The 15,869-nt window shown below is 62.6% G+C and carries 15 protein-coding genes and 6 tRNA genes; 10 read left to right on the top strand and 11 right to left on the bottom strand.

The features are described 5' to 3' along the window. Nucleotide 1 precedes the first annotated feature (1 nt). The 5 genes from hemQ (at nucleotide 2) to H351_RS18520 (ending at nucleotide 4,808) form a co-directional block, all read left to right on the top strand. A complete protein-coding gene (gene hemQ / locus H351_RS18540) occupies nucleotides 2–697 on the top strand; it encodes a hydrogen peroxide-dependent heme synthase (protein ID WP_019748269.1) in 696 nt (231 codons plus the stop codon). A 54-nt stretch (nucleotides 698–751) separates the two neighbouring features. Then, nucleotides 752–3,028 carry a molybdopterin guanine dinucleotide-containing S/N-oxide reductase gene (locus H351_RS18535; RefSeq protein ID WP_051119105.1) on the top strand — a complete coding sequence of 759 codons (2,277 nt, stop codon included), beginning with the start codon at nucleotides 752–754 and terminating at the stop codon, nucleotides 3,026–3,028. A gap of 82 nt (nucleotides 3,029–3,110) precedes the next feature. Next, on the top strand, nucleotides 3,111–3,584 hold the full coding sequence (locus tag H351_RS18530; protein ID WP_223257840.1) for a YbaB/EbfC family nucleoid-associated protein: 474 nt from the start codon (nucleotides 3,111–3,113) through the stop codon (nucleotides 3,582–3,584). After that, nucleotides 3,577–3,888, top strand: a complete 312-nt coding sequence (locus H351_RS18525; protein WP_029255275.1) for a hypothetical protein — start codon at nucleotides 3,577–3,579, stop codon at nucleotides 3,886–3,888. Before H351_RS18530 ends, H351_RS18525 begins: the two co-directional genes overlap by 8 nt. Beyond that, nucleotides 3,888–4,808 (top strand): WXG100-like domain-containing protein, encoded by a 921-nt coding sequence (locus tag H351_RS18520; protein WP_019748273.1) that lies wholly within the window; start codon nucleotides 3,888–3,890, stop codon nucleotides 4,806–4,808. Before H351_RS18525 ends, H351_RS18520 begins: the two co-directional genes overlap by 1 nt. Before the next feature lie 185 nt (nucleotides 4,809–4,993). Here the strand turns inward: H351_RS18520 and msrB are convergent, their stop codons facing one another. Genes msrB through H351_RS18500 form a run of 4 tightly spaced genes read right to left on the bottom strand, consistent with a single transcriptional unit; the run spans nucleotide 4,994 to nucleotide 9,101 of the window. After that, nucleotides 4,994–5,425, bottom strand: a complete 432-nt coding sequence (gene msrB, locus H351_RS18515; RefSeq protein WP_003942631.1) for a peptide-methionine (R)-S-oxide reductase MsrB — start codon at nucleotides 5,423–5,425, stop codon at nucleotides 4,994–4,996. A gap of 9 nt (nucleotides 5,426–5,434) precedes the next feature. Beyond that, nucleotides 5,435–6,718: a glycosyltransferase family 87 protein gene (locus H351_RS18510; protein ID WP_019748274.1), complete on the bottom strand. Its 1,284-nt coding sequence runs from the start codon at nucleotides 6,716–6,718 to the stop codon at nucleotides 5,435–5,437. 60 nt (nucleotides 6,719–6,778) lie between these two features. Beyond that, nucleotides 6,779–8,332 (bottom strand): alpha/beta fold hydrolase, encoded by a 1,554-nt coding sequence (locus H351_RS18505; RefSeq protein WP_029255276.1) that lies wholly within the window; start codon nucleotides 8,330–8,332, stop codon nucleotides 6,779–6,781. Between the two features lie 19 nt (nucleotides 8,333–8,351). Then, the gene (locus tag H351_RS18500) at nucleotides 8,352–9,101 is read right to left on the bottom strand and encodes a pyrimidine reductase family protein (RefSeq protein ID WP_029255277.1); all 750 of its coding nucleotides are present in this window, start codon (nucleotides 9,099–9,101) and stop codon (nucleotides 8,352–8,354) included. 43 nt (nucleotides 9,102–9,144) lie between these two features. Here H351_RS18500 and zapE point away from each other — a divergent pair, with 43 nt between their 5' ends. Next, the gene (gene zapE, locus H351_RS18495; protein ID WP_019748277.1) at nucleotides 9,145–10,161 is read left to right on the top strand and encodes a cell division protein ZapE; all 1,017 of its coding nucleotides are present in this window, start codon (nucleotides 9,145–9,147) and stop codon (nucleotides 10,159–10,161) included. Nucleotides 10,162–10,173: 12 nt separating this feature from the next. Here zapE and H351_RS18490 read toward each other — a convergent pair whose 3' ends face one another. Next, entirely contained in the window at nucleotides 10,174–10,707 is a 534-nt protein-coding gene (locus H351_RS18490) for a GNAT family N-acetyltransferase (protein ID WP_019748278.1), read from the bottom strand. A gap of 67 nt (nucleotides 10,708–10,774) precedes the next feature. Next, nucleotides 10,775–11,971, bottom strand: coding sequence for an MFS transporter (locus H351_RS18485; protein WP_019748279.1), 1,197 nt, complete (start codon nucleotides 11,969–11,971; stop codon nucleotides 10,775–10,777). Nucleotides 11,972–12,087: 116 nt separating this feature from the next. Here H351_RS18485 and H351_RS18480 point away from each other — a divergent pair, with 116 nt between their 5' ends. Beyond that, the gene (locus H351_RS18480; RefSeq protein WP_029255278.1) at nucleotides 12,088–13,473 is read left to right on the top strand and encodes a GH1 family beta-glucosidase; all 1,386 of its coding nucleotides are present in this window, start codon (nucleotides 12,088–12,090) and stop codon (nucleotides 13,471–13,473) included. A gap of 174 nt (nucleotides 13,474–13,647) precedes the next feature. After that, a complete protein-coding gene (locus H351_RS18475; protein ID WP_029255279.1) occupies nucleotides 13,648–14,145 on the top strand; it encodes an alpha-isopropylmalate synthase regulatory domain-containing protein in 498 nt (165 codons plus the stop codon). A gap of 146 nt (nucleotides 14,146–14,291) precedes the next feature. Here H351_RS18475 and H351_RS18470 read toward each other — a convergent pair. The 5 genes from H351_RS18470 to H351_RS18450 form a co-directional block, all read right to left on the bottom strand. After that, a tRNA-Val gene (locus H351_RS18470) sits at nucleotides 14,292–14,366 on the bottom strand. A gap of 16 nt (nucleotides 14,367–14,382) precedes the next feature. Beyond that, a tRNA-Gly gene (locus H351_RS18465) sits at nucleotides 14,383–14,458 on the bottom strand. Nucleotides 14,459–14,550: 92 nt separating this feature from the next. Beyond that, nucleotides 14,551–14,625: transfer RNA gene (locus H351_RS18460), tRNA-Val, on the bottom strand. A 1-nt stretch (nucleotide 14,626) separates the two neighbouring features. Beyond that, nucleotides 14,627–14,697, bottom strand: a tRNA-Cys gene (locus H351_RS18455). Between the two features lie 25 nt (nucleotides 14,698–14,722). Then, a tRNA-Gly gene (locus tag H351_RS18450) sits at nucleotides 14,723–14,795 on the bottom strand. Nucleotides 14,796–15,088: 293 nt separating this feature from the next. On the opposite strand from H351_RS18450, the gene H351_RS18445 reads away from it, so the two are divergent. Next, a tRNA-Val gene (locus H351_RS18445) sits at nucleotides 15,089–15,160 on the top strand. A 187-nt stretch (nucleotides 15,161–15,347) separates the two neighbouring features. Then, nucleotides 15,348–15,800, top strand: coding sequence for a TIGR02611 family protein (locus tag H351_RS18440; RefSeq protein WP_029255280.1), 453 nt, complete (start codon nucleotides 15,348–15,350; stop codon nucleotides 15,798–15,800). Nucleotides 15,801–15,869: the final 69 nt, after the last annotated feature.

Raw genomic sequence — 15,869 nt, 5'->3', positions numbered from 1 at the left:
CATGGCACGCCTTGATTTCGACAAACTGAACTCTGAAATCCGTTACCTCATGTTCTCCGTGTTCCAGGTGGAACCCGGTGTGCTGGGCGATGATCGGGAAGCTGCGGTCAAGGACGCCCGCTTGTTCTTCGAGGGTCTCGAAGACAAGGGCGTCGTGGTTCGCGGCATCTACGACGTCGCCGGCTTGCGCGCCGACGCGGACTTCATGATCTGGACCCACGCGGCCAGCATCGAGGAACTTCAGGCCGCGTACGCGGATTTCCGCCGCACCACCGTCCTCGGACAGGCCAGTGCTCCCATCTGGAGCAACTCGGCGGTGCACCGCCCCGCGGAGTTCAACAAGAGCCACGTGCCCTCGTTCATCGCGGGTGAGGATCCGGGCGACTACATCTGCGTTTACCCGTTCGTCCGCTCGTACGAGTGGTACCTGCTCCCCGACGAGGAGCGTCGCAAGATGCTCGCCGATCACGGTATGGCTGCTCGCTCGTACAAGGACGTTCGCGCCAACACGGTCCCGGCCTTCGCTCTGGGGGACTACGAGTGGATTCTCGCGTTCGAAGCGCCTGAGCTCATCCGTATCGTCGATCTGATGCGCGATCTGCGTGCCACCGAAGCTCGCTTGCACGTTCGCGAAGAGGTGCCGTTCTTCACCGGGCCGCGCGTGGACATCGAGAAGCTGGTCCTTTCCCTACCCTGATCTACTTCGAAAGTAGTTTCTGTGACAACTGCACCGAACCGGCGTCGTCAACACATGTCCCATTGGGGAATGTTCACCGCCGAATCGGTCGCCGGCGAGGTGACCGCCGTGCATCCGTACGAGGGTGATTCGAATCCCTCGCCGATGCTCGGGAACCTCGCCGGTTCGGTGCGCAGTCGGGCTCGCGTTTCGGGCCCGGTGGTGCGCCGCGGTTGGCTCGAGAACGGGCCTGGTCCCAGCGACCGACGGGGAGCGGACGAGTTCGTCTCGGTCTCGTGGGACGAACTGACCGAACTCCTCTCCCGCGAGTTGCGTCGCGTGGTCGACACGCACGGGAACAACGCGATCTTCGGCGGCTCGTACGGCTGGGCCAGCGCCGGTCGATTCCATCACGCGCAGAGCCAAGTTCACCGATTTCTGAATCAGCTGGGTGGATACACCAAGTCGGTCCACAGCTACTCGCTCGGTGCCACCGGCGTCATCATGCCGCGTGTGGTCGGAACACACTGGAAGTTGTTCGCGCGCTCCACGTCGTGGGACGTCATCGCCAAGCACTCCGATCTTCTCGTCTCGTTCGGGGGAGTACCGATCAAGAACACCGGCGTCAATGCCGGTGGTACGAGCGATCATCCGACGCGCGGGGCGCTCGACGCATTTCGTGCCCGCGGCGGAAAGATCGTCTCCTTCAGTCCGTTGCGCGACGACGTCGATGGTGACTGCGAGTGGATCGCACCCGTTCCGGGAACCGACGTGGCAATCATGCTTGCCCTGGCGTTTGTCCTGGCGTCGGAGGACCTGCACGATCGCGATTTCCTGAACCGCTTCTGCGTCGGCTACGAACGCTTCGAGGATTACCTGCTCGGACGTGCCGACGGTGTACCGAAGGATCCGCGCTGGGCGCAGAAGATCTCCGGGGTGCCGGCGGAGTTCATCACCGACCTGGCTCGGAGAATGGCGTCCGGCCGGACGCTGGTGACCGTCACGTGGTCGTTGCAACGCATCAAACACGGTGAGCAGGCACCGTGGATGGGCGTGACACTCGCCGCGATGCTCGGCCAATTCGGGCTTGCGGGTGGCGGTTTCGGCCACGGCTACGGTTCGATGAACGAGCCGGGTCTGGCTCCGGTGCCGTATCCGTTGCCGACCTTCTCACAAGGTGTGAATCCGGTGCCCGATTTCATTCCGGTGGCCGCGATCTCCGATCTCTTGCTCTCGCCCGGCGAGGAGTTCGACTACGACGGCAGGCGCCTGACCTATCCGGATATTCGGTTGGTCTACTGGGCCGGTGGCAATCCGTTTCATCACCACCAGGATCTCCCGAGGCTGCGACGGGCATTTGCGCGTCCGGACACGATCGTCGTTCACGATCCCTACTGGACGCCGATGGCCCGCAACGCCGACATCGTTGTCCCGTCGACAACGTCGCTCGAACGAAATGACCTGAGCTGCACACGAAATGATCCACTTCTGGTCGCGATGCAGCAAGTAGTTCCACCTTTCGCGAACTCGCGAGACGACTACGACACGTTTGCCGCTCTGGCTTCTGCGCTCGGATTCGGGGAGCAGTTCACCGAGGGGCGATCCTCACAGGAGTGGATCGAGCATCTCTACGGTCAATGGCGGCCGTTCGTCGATGCAGACGGCGGCAACACACCGACGTTCGAGGATTTCTGGTCGGACGGGCACTACCGGATGCGAACCGAAGACAACCTCGTGCTCTTCGGTGACTTCCGCGAGGACCCCGAGAAGTATCCGCTCTCGACTCCGAGTGGGAAGATCGAGATCTTCTCCGAGACCATCGAGTCTTTCGGCTACGACGACTGCGCCGGCCATCCGCGCTGGTACGAGCCCGACGAGTGGCTGGGTGGACCACGGGCCACGCAATTCCCGCTTCACTTGATCGCCAACCAGCCCAAGACGCGGCTGCACAGCCAACTCGATCACGGCGCTGCGAGCCAGGCATCGAAGATTCAGGGACGCGAGCCGATTCGTATGCACCCCGATGCAGCGGCCCAGCGCGGCGTGTCGGCTGGGGACGTGGTGCGCGTATTCAACGATCGCGGGGCGTGCCTGGCTGGTGTGATCGTCGATTCGGATTTGCGGAGCGACGTCGTCCAGTTGTCGACCGGGGCGTGGTACGACCCGCTCGATCCTGCCGATCCCGATTCGCTGTGTGTTCACGGAAATCCCAACGTTCTGACGCCGGACGTCGGCACGTCTTCGCTTTCGCACGGGTGCACCGGCCAGCACGTTCTGGTGCAGATCGAGAAATTCGAAGGTGTTCTGCCGCCGGTCAAGGCGTTCGATCCGCCCGTGCTTCGTTCGCGCTGACGGAACCGATCGGCCACCTCCCGCGTCGAACCTCGTGAGCGCCTGAATCAGGTGTCACGATCTATCGGAGGTGGGGGCCATCGTGAGTGGGGCGGATGTTGGTTCGATGAGGGGACAGGTCGAAGTTCTTCGGGCTCAGATCGATTCGATGCAGGTTGATCTGTTGGAGCGAACGCGATCGCTGGCGGATATGCAGGAGAAGATCGCACGAGCAACGGCGAGCGCGCGCTCGAGTGATGGCAGTGTGGAAGTCGTCGTAGACGCTTCGGGGGCGACCGTGGGAGTCACCCTCTCCGGGAGCGCTTACGGCAAGCATTCGCCGGTAGCGTTGGGAAATCTGATCCTGGCCACGGCCACATCTGCGGCGGAGGACATGCGCCGACAGATTGCCGAGATGTCGAGGCCGTTCACCGAAGCGGCCAGGATCGATTTGCCCGACCTCGTTCCCGGTGTGCTCGGATTGCGTGAGATTCTCGCGCCTCGTCCGGCGTCGGTGCCGGTCGGCGGCGACGAGCACTGGGACCGCACCGTTCTGAGGAGCTCCGGCAATGTCTGAACTGGACGTGGACGTGGCCGCGATGGGAAGTGCTGCACCAGCATTCGAGGTGGTCGCTGCCGATCTCGACGAGGCACGGAGTGCTCTGGAAACAGTGGCCGGCGCCGAAGAGGGGTGCTGGGGCGCTGACCAGTTCGGAACCGCATTCTCGGACGCGTATGTTCCCGGTGCGGAGTCAGCAGTCGGCGGGATGACACTGGTCGCGGGCGCGCTCCGCGAATTGACTGCCACGCTGATCGAGATCGCCGATCGTTTCGAATCGATCGACACCTCGCTTGCCGACGACATGGCGGGTGGGCTCTGATGGGACTCGAGATTCCAGGCTGGTTACAGGCGGTTGCGTCGGTTGCGGTGGGCAGTGACTGGCCGCAAGGAGACGAAACGGCACTGTGGAGGTTGGGTGATGCCTGGTCAGGCGCGGCTGATCGGATCGAGGCTTCGGCCGCTGCCGGTGGTTACGGATTGCAAACAGTACTGGCATCGATCGACGGTCGAGCCGGCGACTCGTTGTCTCGGTATTGGTCGGAGGCCGGGGGAGTTGCGGAGGTCTTCGAGCGGTTGTCCTCTGCCGCGGCCGAACTGGGTCAGTCATGCACCGATACCGGCACGGACATCGAGTACACCAAACTGTCGATCCTCGCGGCGCTGGGCGCACTGGCGCTCGAGATTGCCGCCATGGTGGCGGCCGCTGTCCCGACACTGGGTGCGAGTACCGCCGGAATCGTGGCGGCGGAGGTGGCAACAACACTCACGGTCCGAATGCTGTTGCAGCAATTGTTGATACGAGTGATCGAGGCTGCAGCAGTGGAAGCTGCCGCTGCCGTCTTCTCCGGCCTCGCCATTCAACTCGGGCAGATGACGATGGATCATCGCCAGTCGATCGACGGTGGCAAGGTCGTGACCGAGGGGCGCGACGGTTTCATCAAGGGACTTGCGAACGGAGGGTTGAAGACGACGCCGGATCGTGTCGGCCCCGACCCGAACCCGCTCCCGACCGGTTCGAGATTGCAGCAGATCGCGCGGGGGGCTTTCGACGATGCGGTATCGGGAGCGTCCGCTGCGATCGTGACGAAGGAAGTCACGGGCGGCGATGCCTCGTTGACGGACATCACGTCCGGCGCGATCGGTGGTGGGATCGGGTCAGTCAAGGACGGTCTTGTCGCTCGAAACGAGGACCTGAACGCTGCTGGTCTGAGCCCGACTGCGCTGAACTGGGACTTCTGAGTTGAAGTCTCGAATCGTGGGCTACCAGTGACACGGGGTAGCCCACGACCTGGCTACTGAGCGACACGGGGTAGCCCACGACCTGGCTACTGAGCGACACGGGGCAGCCCACGACCTGGCTACTGAGCGACACGGGGCAGCCCACGACCTGGCTACTGAGCGACACGGGGCAGCCCACGACCTGGCTACTGAGCGGGCTTGAGAACCAGCGAGATCGAGTTGATGCAGTACCGCTGATCGGTCGGCGTCGGGTATCCCTCGCCCTCGAAGACGTGACCGAGGTGGCTGTGGCACTTCTTGCAGATGACCTCGACACGGCGCATCCCGAGTGAGCTGTCTTCCTTCAGGATCACGGCATCCGAATCCGCCGGATCGAAGAAGGACGGCCACCCGCAGTGCGATTCGAACTTCTCGGTGCTGCGGAACAGTTCGGCTCCGCACGCTCGGCAGGAGTAAACGCCTTCCGTGGTGGTGTCGGTGTACTCGCCGACGAAGGGGCGTTCGGTGCCGGCTTGGCGCAGGACGGCGAACTCCTCCGGAGTCAGCTTTTCGCGCCACTCGCTCTCGGTGTACGTGACCTCAGGTGTGCTGTCGATGCCATCGTGTGAAGAACTCATGCCTCCACGCTAATGCTTTGTCGCCGTTTCGGCTTCGTCGGCAGGTGAGACGGTATCGAGCGGGGGATCGAGGAGGTAGGCGGGATCGATTCCGCGATCCAAGCGGCCCTCGCGACGCGCGACCAGATACCGGTATCCGAGGACACAGAAGATCACGATCAGCAGAAGGCTCCAGCCGAGGGTGCTCTTGGTGTATTCGGCTGCCCGGCCGAAGGTCGGCCAGCGGTTCGACCACCAGCTGTCGAACGTCATGAAGCCGTAGACGGCGAGCCACGCCGGCCAGTTCCGCATGACCGAGTTCTTGAGCACCACGGACATCAACAGCGGCAACAGCATCATCGAGTAGTACATCTGGCCGAGCGATGGCAGCAGGAACGACGCGGTCATGATCACACCGGTCGCGGTGGTGAGGAAGAAGAGTTCGTCGTTGCGGTAATAGCGGTACAGAAGCCACAGAGAGACGACGACCATGGCGGCCAACACGACGCGCAACAGCAGGATCAACCATTCGGGCAGACCGAAGTAAGCGCCGTTTCCGACAATCGAACTGTTGAAGTAGTCACGAGATTCGAGCAGGTACGGCACGGTGCGGCGGACGAAGTCCATCGGATCCGACGCAAGCGGCCATGCCACGACCGTGAGAATGAACGGGATGCCCAGGGCGGTGACGAGCACCTTCCACTGACCGCGAACGAGCGGCAGCAGGAGCAGTGGCGCGAGAGTGGGTTTCACTGCGATGGTGAGACCGATCGCGGCGCCGGCCCACAGATCCTTCTTGCGCATCAGCAGCAGGAGGAAGGCAACTTCGCCGAGCAGTACGAGGCCGTTGATGTTGGTGAACACCAACGTGTTGGTGACCGTCTCCGACATGAAAGCACCGAGCACCAGAATCGGCGCCGCGATGGAACTGATCGTCAGGTCGAACAAGCGCAACAGCAGGTAGAGAGCCACGAGAATGGCGACGGCATTGACACCGATGAACAGCCACCGCGAGCGCTCGGGATCGAGGATCGCCAGGGGTGCCATCAACAAGGAACCCGATGGTGGGTACAGATAATGGGGGTCTACGGAGTTGAAATCTGCGGTGTAGACGTCGCGCCCGTTCCAGAACGCCAGCGCGGCGTTGTAGACCGGTCGGAAGTCATCGGTGATGGCGCCGTTGACTGCTGTGACGATGACACGATTGAGCACGGTCATCACGGCGATCGGCCACAAAACGAAGTTGACGACTTGTTGGGTTGTCCGCCCGGTACGCGGCTCGAGCTGTCGAAGGAACACTTCGGCACGGTACACCGGAGCAGGGTGTGATCGGGGGATGCACCCCTTTTCGGTCGTGGTGGACAAGCGCCCGAGTCAGGCCGGGCACACGCTTCCGTTGCTGGGCAGGGAGGCGTCGGTGAGGTATGCCCTCATCGCCTGCTGCGCGCAGGTGGATTGTGCCGCGGGGTGACCCGCACCCTGCCAGTCCAGGGTTGCGAAGCGCGACCCCGCGTTGGTCACGACGCCGGTGACGGTCGAGAGTCCGGAGTTCCCGACGGCCGGGTCGCCCTGACCGCTCAGCACGAGGACGGCGGGCTTCAACTGATTCGGCAGGGGAGAGTTGGCGGTCGACGGCCAGCTGGCGCATGCGAGCAAACCGAGCGCGGCTTCTCGACCGAATACCGGATAGTTGGTGCCCCAGGTGTCCGCCAGTTCGCGGACGCGCCCGATCCCCGGCCACTGCATGCCGTCGGTGCATCGTCCGATGAACTGGCCGTCACCGTCCACCTCGTTCTCTGCCCGGGCGGCGCGCTCTCGAATCGGCGAAGCATTGCCGGTACCGAGCGCGGACAGAGCGTCTGAGAGCGAGCGGGTCTCTTGCTCACGGTTGGTTCCGGCAGTCCACAGGCTCGCCGAAATCGCGTTCGACACCGCAGCGGCGGACAGCGGCTGGAATTCATCGGCCCGAGCGCGCTCCATCAAGTCCGTGACCGCTTTCTTCGGATCAGGTCCGAGCGAGCACCCCAGCGCCACACATCGCTGAGCGAATGCGGTCAACGCCGCTTCCTCGCCCTGCACGCGGCTCTCTGCCTCGGTGGCAGCGTCCGTGGCCACCGGAGCGGGAGAATCGAGGATCAACCTCGCGAGGTTGTCGGGGTGGGCTGCCGCGTAGCTCAGCGCGATGTCCGAGCCGGACCCTGCCGACCACAGAGCGATGGTCTCGACGCCCCACCGCGTACGTAGAGCGTCGATGTCCTCGGCCGCGGAGTCCGCGCCGAACTTCAGTTCTTGAGGATCGAGATAGTCGGTACAGGCGATGGTTGCATCGTGACCGAGAGCGGCGACCGCGTCGGCGGCGTCGCCGGTGGAGTCCGCGTCGAACTGGCCCAGATCGTGAAGGCCGCGCCGAATCTCCGGCGTCATGCAGTCGATTGCGGTGGACCTGTCGATTCCGCGTCGATCCAGGGCAACGACGGGGTGGTCCGCGAGCACCGTCGTCAAGCCGGACGTAGCGAGCATGGCCAGAGAGTTTCCCGACGAACGGTCGGTGCCGGATGTGAACACGATCGGATACGCGTTGGCAGGCGTCGAGGATGTCCGAGCGCGGGTCAAGCCGGCAGTGAAGTTGCCGTCGATGGCGCCGGTCACGTCGATGGGGGCACTGAATTCCGCGCATTCGAGGATGACGCCGACGCTCGACGCTGCGAGAGCCTGGTCGGCGAGTGACGTGCCGGTGCAGTCTCGCCACGGTATGTCGTCGGTCGGGACGCCGGGGTCGACCGGCGGCGCATCGGGTGACGGTCCCTCGCTCTGGGCAGGGCTGCCGTCGGTGCGGCCTTCGACCGCGACGGCGGGCCGAAGCGACGGCCCGGCGCCGCACGCACAACACGTCGCGAGGACGACGGCCATCAAAGCAACTCTGCGCATGCCGACCAGAGTGCCAGGTTCACCGACGTGGCTGCTGACGAACCCATCGAGTGAGGATCGTGCCGTCCGAGTCGCCGAGAATGTGAGCGGGACGCATCGACGTGGGCATTGCATTGGGGGAGAGCGAGATTCGGCCGACTTTGCTCCCCACCAGTTGAGGTGAAGTGGTGATGCAAAGTTCGTCGACGGCATTGTCCTCGATCAACTGCCCGAAAAGTGACGGCCCTCCCTCACACAGCACGCGACGGAGCTTGCGAGCCGACAAGGCCCTGTCGATGTCGCCGCTGCTGACATTCGGTGAGTCCGTCACCTCCACCTGCGCTCCGACCGATCTCAGCGCTGAAATCGCTGCGCTGTCCGCGGCGCTACCGACAACAAGAATCGGCGGAATTTCGGTATCTCGTAGGAGCCGGCTTTCGGGGTCGATCGACGCGTGCGCCGAGACGACGAGGATCGGTGGGACCGGAGCGAGGCCGCCCGCCTTTCGTCGCGCCCGGGCTGCGTCCGAGATCTGCACACCCCCGTAGTTCTCGGCTCGCGCTGTGCCTGCGCCGACCACGACGACGTCACAAAGTTCGCGCAAGATCCCGAATACCGACTTGTCTGCAGGTGTGCCCAGTCCATGGCTCACTCCGTCGACGGAGACGCACCCGTCGATGCTGGAAACGAAGTTCACGCGCATCCAGGGTTGGGAGAGGTTCTCCGGATAGGCGTACAAGCCGCGGAGTTCGTCTTCGTGGCCTGGTGTGAAGTAGGTCGCAATATCCATACGGTGCACATGAGAGATCACATCACGTAGATACCCTTGACGGATGCATGAACGTCTTGTCGATCGCAGCCCGGTGGTACCCGCCGATCAACTGGTAGCTCAAATGGTGCCTCCCGCAATGTTCGACGAGGTGAGTTTTGCCTCCTACATTCCTGATCCGAAGGAACCGAGCCAGGCAGCTGCTGTCGCCAAGGCCGAGGAATTCTCCAAGCGCGTAACCAAGATCCGTAGTGGTGGACGCCGCGGACTGTTCGGCAAGAAGACCCAGGCGACCGGCGCCGGCCTGTACCTCGACGGCGGGTTCGGTGTCGGTAAGACTCACTTGCTGGCGTCGATCTTCCACAGCGTTCCGTCGCCGAAGGCTTTCGGAACCTTCGTCGAGCTGACACACGTCGTCGGCGCTCTCGGCTTCAACAAAGCGGTCGAAGCGCTCGCCGACCACAGCGTTCTCTGCATCGACGAGTTCGAGCTCGACGATCCGGGCGACACCATGCTCGTCTCTCGCCTCCTTTCGGAGCTTTCCGCGCGCGGCGTGTCGATCGTCGCGACGTCGAACACGCTTCCCGGCCAGCTCGGTGAGGGTCGCTTCGCGGCTCAGGACTTCCTGCGTGAGATCAAGAAGCTCGGCTCGATCTTCGAGACGATTCGCGTCGACGGCCCCGACTACCGTCACCGCGATCTCCCGCCCGCACCGGAGCCCATCTCCTCGGAGGAATTGGTCTCTCGGGCCGAGGCGATCGACGGCGCCACGCTCGACAACTTCGACGAGCTGTGCAAGCACCTCAGCACACTGCATCCGTCGCGCTACAACAAGTTGGTCGAGGGGGTGAAGGCGGTCTTCATCGACGGCGTTCACCCGGCCACGGATCAGTCTGTTGCACTGCGCATCGTGGTTCTTGCCGACCGCTTGTACGACGCGAGCATCCCGGTCACCGTTTCCGGCGCACGCCTCGACGAGATCTTCACCCCCGAGATGCTTGCCGGTGGGTACAAGAAGAAGTACCTGCGCGCGACCTCGCGTCTGCTCGCACTTTCTCGTTTCGAGGTCGCGGCCGGCTGATCAGCAGGCCTGTCAGCTGACGGGACGCTCCATCACGAAATCGTGGTGGAGTTGTGCCCCCACGAGAAACGTCTTCGTGCCGACCTGGGTGAAGCCATGTTTGGCGTAGAACTTCTGGGCGCGCAGATTTTCCTGATTGACACCCAGCCAGATCCCGGCACTTCCGCTGCGTCGTGCATGGTCGACAACCGCGTCCATCAGGGATGCTGCCGCGCCGGTTCCGTGGTTTCCCGGAAGCACGTACAACTTGCTAAGTTCCGTCGTCGGGCGAAGTGTCACAGCAGCTTTGACGTCCGGGTCGGCGGGCTCGTCGTCGACGAGCATCGCGTAGCCGACGATCGCGCCGTCGCGAATGACCTTGAGAACGGTTCGTGTCGGGTCCGTCAGATACTCGGAGAACTTGTCGACGGATAGGACGTTGTCGATGAAGGCACTGATGTCGTCGTCGGATGCGCCCGGCGGACAAGCCAGCGGAAACGTCACCGCTGCCACGTCGGCGATTGCTTCGGAATCCCAGATTCCGGCCCGGTCAACGGTGATCGTCACGTCAGTTTCTACCTCTCGCGCACATGATTCGGTTGATCAAGTACACCACCTTCGTCGAGCGTGATGCTCAAGCGGCGTTCTCGGCGACCGGCGTCGTGGCTCGTTTCGGTGCGAACGCGGGAGCAAGAACTATCAAGATCGCGCAGAACGCCAGCGGAATCAGGAACCCGATTCGAAGGTCACTGAAGGCAGCGACCGCGCCGACGATGCCGCCGCCGACCACCGTGCCGACGTAGTTGAAGAGGTTGATTCGTGCGATCACCGCGTCGACCTGATCCGGGGGAGCCATCCGTCCGGCGGCGCTGAAGCAGATCGGGGCGATCACCGGTACGCCGAGGCCGACGATCAGGAAGCCGGCGATGGCAACGGCGGGAGATTGCGCGAGGACAACGATCGTCATGCCGACCACGCCGATGAGAGAGCCGATCCGCACGACGGTGGTCTCACCGAACTTGCCGACCCAGTAGTCGCCGGTCAGTCGTGCGACCAGTGCCGCGATTTGGTACGCCGCCACGGAAAGGGCGGCCGTCCCGGCGTCGGCGAGCAGTTCGTCCTTGACGTACAGCGTCGACCAGTTTCCGACGCTGAAGTCGACCGCATAGAACAATGCCATCGCGACGCCGAGGAGGACGAACGCGCGGGTGGGTACGGTGAATTTCGCGGTGCTCGTGATGTTTGCATCGGCAACCGGAGACTCGGAGCGATCGAGCAGTTGCGGGCCGAAGGCCAGAAGCATCAGTCCGACAACAACTCCCGCGATCACCTGCGTTATGCGGATCGAGATGTCGAGGCTTGCGGTAGCAGAGATGAACAGAGCGCCGACAATCGCTCCGACGCTCCAGGAAGCATGGAACGAGGAGAGGATGAAGCGACCCTTGGCGTGTTGGATCGAGACTGCCTGCATGTTGGCGGCGGCGTCGACCATGCCGAGTCCGATGCCGTAGATCGCCAGGAAGACGAAGAACATCGCCGCGTTGGGCGCAATTCCGGTTGCCCCGCCGAAGACTGCGATGACGGCGAGTCCGGTTCGCAGAGTCATCTTGCTCGACGTTCTCACGGCCAGAATCTCGGCGAGCACGCTGCCGAGCCCGGCGATGACGGACACGGTGACAACCGCAACCACAACCAGTGTCTCGCTCAGCTCGAACAAATCCTTGTACTGCGGCAGCTGCGTCAGAATGGCGGCGAGCAGAAATCCTTGAAGTCCGAAGGCCACCGAAGTGGCGATCCGAGCCCTCGTCAGGGTGCGGGTGTTATCCGTCATCAAGCAGGGCCTTTGTCTCGTTCGTTCGGTTAGGCCGAACGGTACTGGATCTTGATACTGGTCGAGTGTCCAACAAAGCTGCGTGTTTTGCACGGTTCTTTGATTAACTGACCGACATGACTCGGCAGCCGACACCAGAATTTCCGTCTTCCTTCGTCTGGGGAACCGCCACCGCGGCCTACCAAATCGAAGGAGCTGTGGCCGAAGACGGTCGCGGACCGTCGATTTGGGACGAGTTCTGTGACCGCCCCGGTGTAGTCGTCGGGGGCGACACCGGAGCGGTTGCTGCCGATCATTATCACCGCTGGGAATCGGATATCGAGTTGATGAAAGACCTCGGGCTCGACGCTTATCGGCTGTCCCTGTCGTGGTCGCGAATTCTGCCCACCGGATCGGGGGCTGTGAATGCGAAAGGGCTCGACTTCTACGACCGCCTGATCGATCGACTGTGTTCGGTGGGAATTGCTCCTGCCGTCACTCTCTTTCACTGGGATCTGCCCCTCGCACTGCAAGAGCAGGGCGGCTGGATGAACCGAGACACCTCGTACCGGCTGGGGGAGTACGCCCAGGTCGTCGGCGAACGGTTGTCCGATCGTGTCGGAATGTGGATGCCGCTCAACGAACCGGTAGTGCACACGCTCTACGGTCATGCCCTGGGAGTTCATGCCCCCGGCCTGGCCTTGGGGTTCGAGGCTTTCCAAGCCGCACATCACCAGCTGCTCGGGCACGGCCTCGCTGTCGAAGCGCTTCGGGCAACCGGATGCACGAACATCGGAATCGCCTCGAACCATGCACCGGTGCGTGCCGCCTCGGATTCCCCGGAAGACGTGATGGCTGCCGACATCTACGACCACGTCGTCAATTGGATGTTCGCCGACCCGGTTCTGGTCGGGAAGTACCCCGCCGACGAATTCGCTCAGCTGCTCAGCGGTCCCGTCGACGAGGACTTGAAAATCATCGGGGCGCCGCTCGACTGGTACGGGATCAACTACTACGAGCCGACGATGATTGCCGCTCCGGTGGAAGGCCAAGGGACCGAAGGTGTGCTCGAGGTCGACCTGCCGCCGGGCCTGCCCTTTGCGCCTGTCGCGATTACCGGTTATCCCACAACCGATTTCGGATGGCCGATCGTTCCCGAAGGGCTGGGTGAGATCCTGCGGACGTTCCGAGCTCGGTTCGGTGACGCACTGCCGCCGATCTACATCACGGAAAGCGGATGTTCATTCCACGACGCACCGGATGCCGCAGGCGTCGTCGAGGACGAAGTACGAATCGACTACCACGACGCGCACCTTCGCGCCCTCCGATCGGCAATGGACGACGGTGTCGACGTCCGTGGCTATTTTGTGTGGTCACTCCTCGACAACTTCGAATGGGCTGCGGGATACAAAGAGCGATTCGGCCTGGTACACGTCGATTTCGACACCCAGAAGCGCACACCGAAGACCTCGTTCGAGTGGTATCGCGCCCTGATCGCCGAGCATAAATCGGCTCAGGTCTGACCTGTGCGGAGGCGGTCCGGGTTGCATTCTCGAACCGGGCCGCCTAGCCTCGTCTCTCATGAAGCGAATTCTCGTAGTAAGCCGCCGTAGCGGGGTCTGAATCGGACCGACCCCTCGCTGCGGGTCGTCTTGCTACCAGTTGGTCCTCCACTTCATTCTAGGAAGACCACGATCATGACTTACAACTTCGCCTTCGCTTCTGATTCTGCCTTCGGTTCTGATTCTTCTTCTACCGCTGCTGATCCTTTCGCGGCGCGTCACGGAAAATCTCTGCCAGTCGGCCTGCGTGCCGAATGCTCGGCGATGTCTTGGACCGAGTTCGAGTCCACGTATGCGGCTATGAGCGGCCCGATCCGTTTGGGCGCGTGGTCCTCCGAGAAGATTGCGCCGGGTCGTTGGACTTTCGAAGCGACTCTCGGTCTGGGGGAGCGCATCCAGAAGGCTTCCGCCACCTCGACTGGCGCGATCTCGGCCATGACGTCGATGCTGCACGACGCGGGAATCTCGCTCGAGATCCTGTCTTTCCATCAGCACCAGATCGGCCACCGCACGGCGACGTTCATCTTTACCGAGTGCGACGGCCGTCGGAGCTGGGCGATGGGGATTGCGGAGTCGTCGACTGAGTCCTCGCTGCGCGCGATGACTTCGGCAGCGAACCGCTTCTCTCACTGATCAGTTACAACAATCTGATCAGCTACATCAACCCCAGTACTGACGTGGATTCCCGAGAGGGCTTGCGTCTGTACTGCGGTAGATGTGTTCGGCGCTCGAACGCAAAAAGCCGGAACCCTGAGGTTCCGGCTTCTTGCAATTTCAAATGGTGCGCGATACTGGGATTGAACCAGTGACCTCTTCCGTGTCAGGGAAGCGCTCTCCCGCTGAGCTAATCGCGCGGGTTCTGGAGAAAAATGGAGCGGACGACGGGATTCGAACCCGCGACCCCAACCTTGGCAAGGTTGTGCGCTACCAGCTGCGCCACGTCCGCATGAGCAATGAACTCCGTTACCGGAACTCAGTACTTTTCTAACTTATCAGACCTGCAAGCAGGTCTTGACCATCAGGCCCGAGGGCCTGACGTGGTGCGCGATACTGGGATTGAACCAGTGACCTCTTCCGTGTCAGGGAAGCGCTCTCCCGCTGAGCTAATCGCGCGAGGTGGAGACGGGAATCGAACCCGTGTGCACGGCTTTGCAGGCCGTTGCCTCACCACTCGGCCACTCCACCGTAAAAGGTTGAGTCACACCTCTCGAGCGGACGACGGGATTCGAACCCGCGACCCCAACCTTGGCAAGGTTGTGCGCTACCAGCTGCGCCACGTCCGCATCGCACCGTGTTGCTTGGGGAGCTGCTCGCTCTCCTCGGTGCGTTGGAAACATTAGCCGACCGTGTCGGATACACACAAATCACCAGCTCAGTGGCGTGTTCGGAGTCGAATCGGCCCGTCGCGCGCGTTGCAACTGCCCGTCTTGGCGATGAATACGGTCTGAAATCAGCTCGAATTCGGAGATTTCGGGGTCGCCTGGGGCAAAACGAATGCCAACCTGGTGATTCGTATTCATCGCGCAGCCGTGTTAATGTTCCAACTCGTTCGAGCGCATGCGTTCGGATGACTTACGGTCCCGTGGCTCAGTGGGAGAGCGTCCGCTTCACACGCGGAAGGTCGCTGGTTCGATCCCAGCCGGGACCACAGAAAAACACTGAAGGCGTTCCCGATCATCGGGGACGCCTTCAGTCGTTTGAGAGCACAGTCGTTTGAGAGCACAGCTGTTCGAGGGCACGGTTGTTTCGGCATGCAGACCGTCGACGCAGGTCGCCGGGCGACGATTTCGGTAGCCTGGTCGAAGAGACATTTCGCGACCGAAAAGGTGACCGACTTGAGTACCGAAAAGGTCGATTCTCCCGTCGACGATTCAGACCTGTCCGTCTTCCAAGACGCAGAGTCCCGCTGGGAGCGGTGGCGCGCTGGAATCGCCGCGCGGCCCACCCTCAATCTTGCGTACCGCATCGGCGTCGGAGTCGTGGGCACGATCGTGTTCGCAGCAGGCATCGTGGCTATTCCGTACCCCGGGCCCGGTTGGCTCATCGTCTTCGCCGGCCTCGGCATACTGGCGTCGGAGTTCGCGTGGGCACATCGACTCCTTCATTTCGCGAAGGCTCGATACGACAGGTTCATGGAATGGTTCGGCAAGCAGTCGCTGTTCGTCAAGGGGTTGGGCGTTCTGTTCACCACAGTGATCGTCCTGGCGACTTTGTGGGTGCTCGGCACCTTCGGCCTGATCGGGACATGGGTGGGCCTGGACTACTCGTGGCTCGAGTCGCCACTGTGAGCTGAACGCGGCCCGGTTTCCTTCACTCGGTTGTCTCACCATGTCGGTAGGGCCGATAACATGATCGTG

The organism is Rhodococcus erythropolis R138, from assembly GCF_000696675.2.
In the GTDB taxonomy this organism is placed as follows: domain Bacteria; phylum Actinomycetota; class Actinomycetes; order Mycobacteriales; family Mycobacteriaceae; genus Rhodococcus_F; species Rhodococcus_F erythropolis.
Note: the sequence above shows the minus strand (reverse complement) of the source record. Positions and strands in the feature narration are given on the sequence as shown.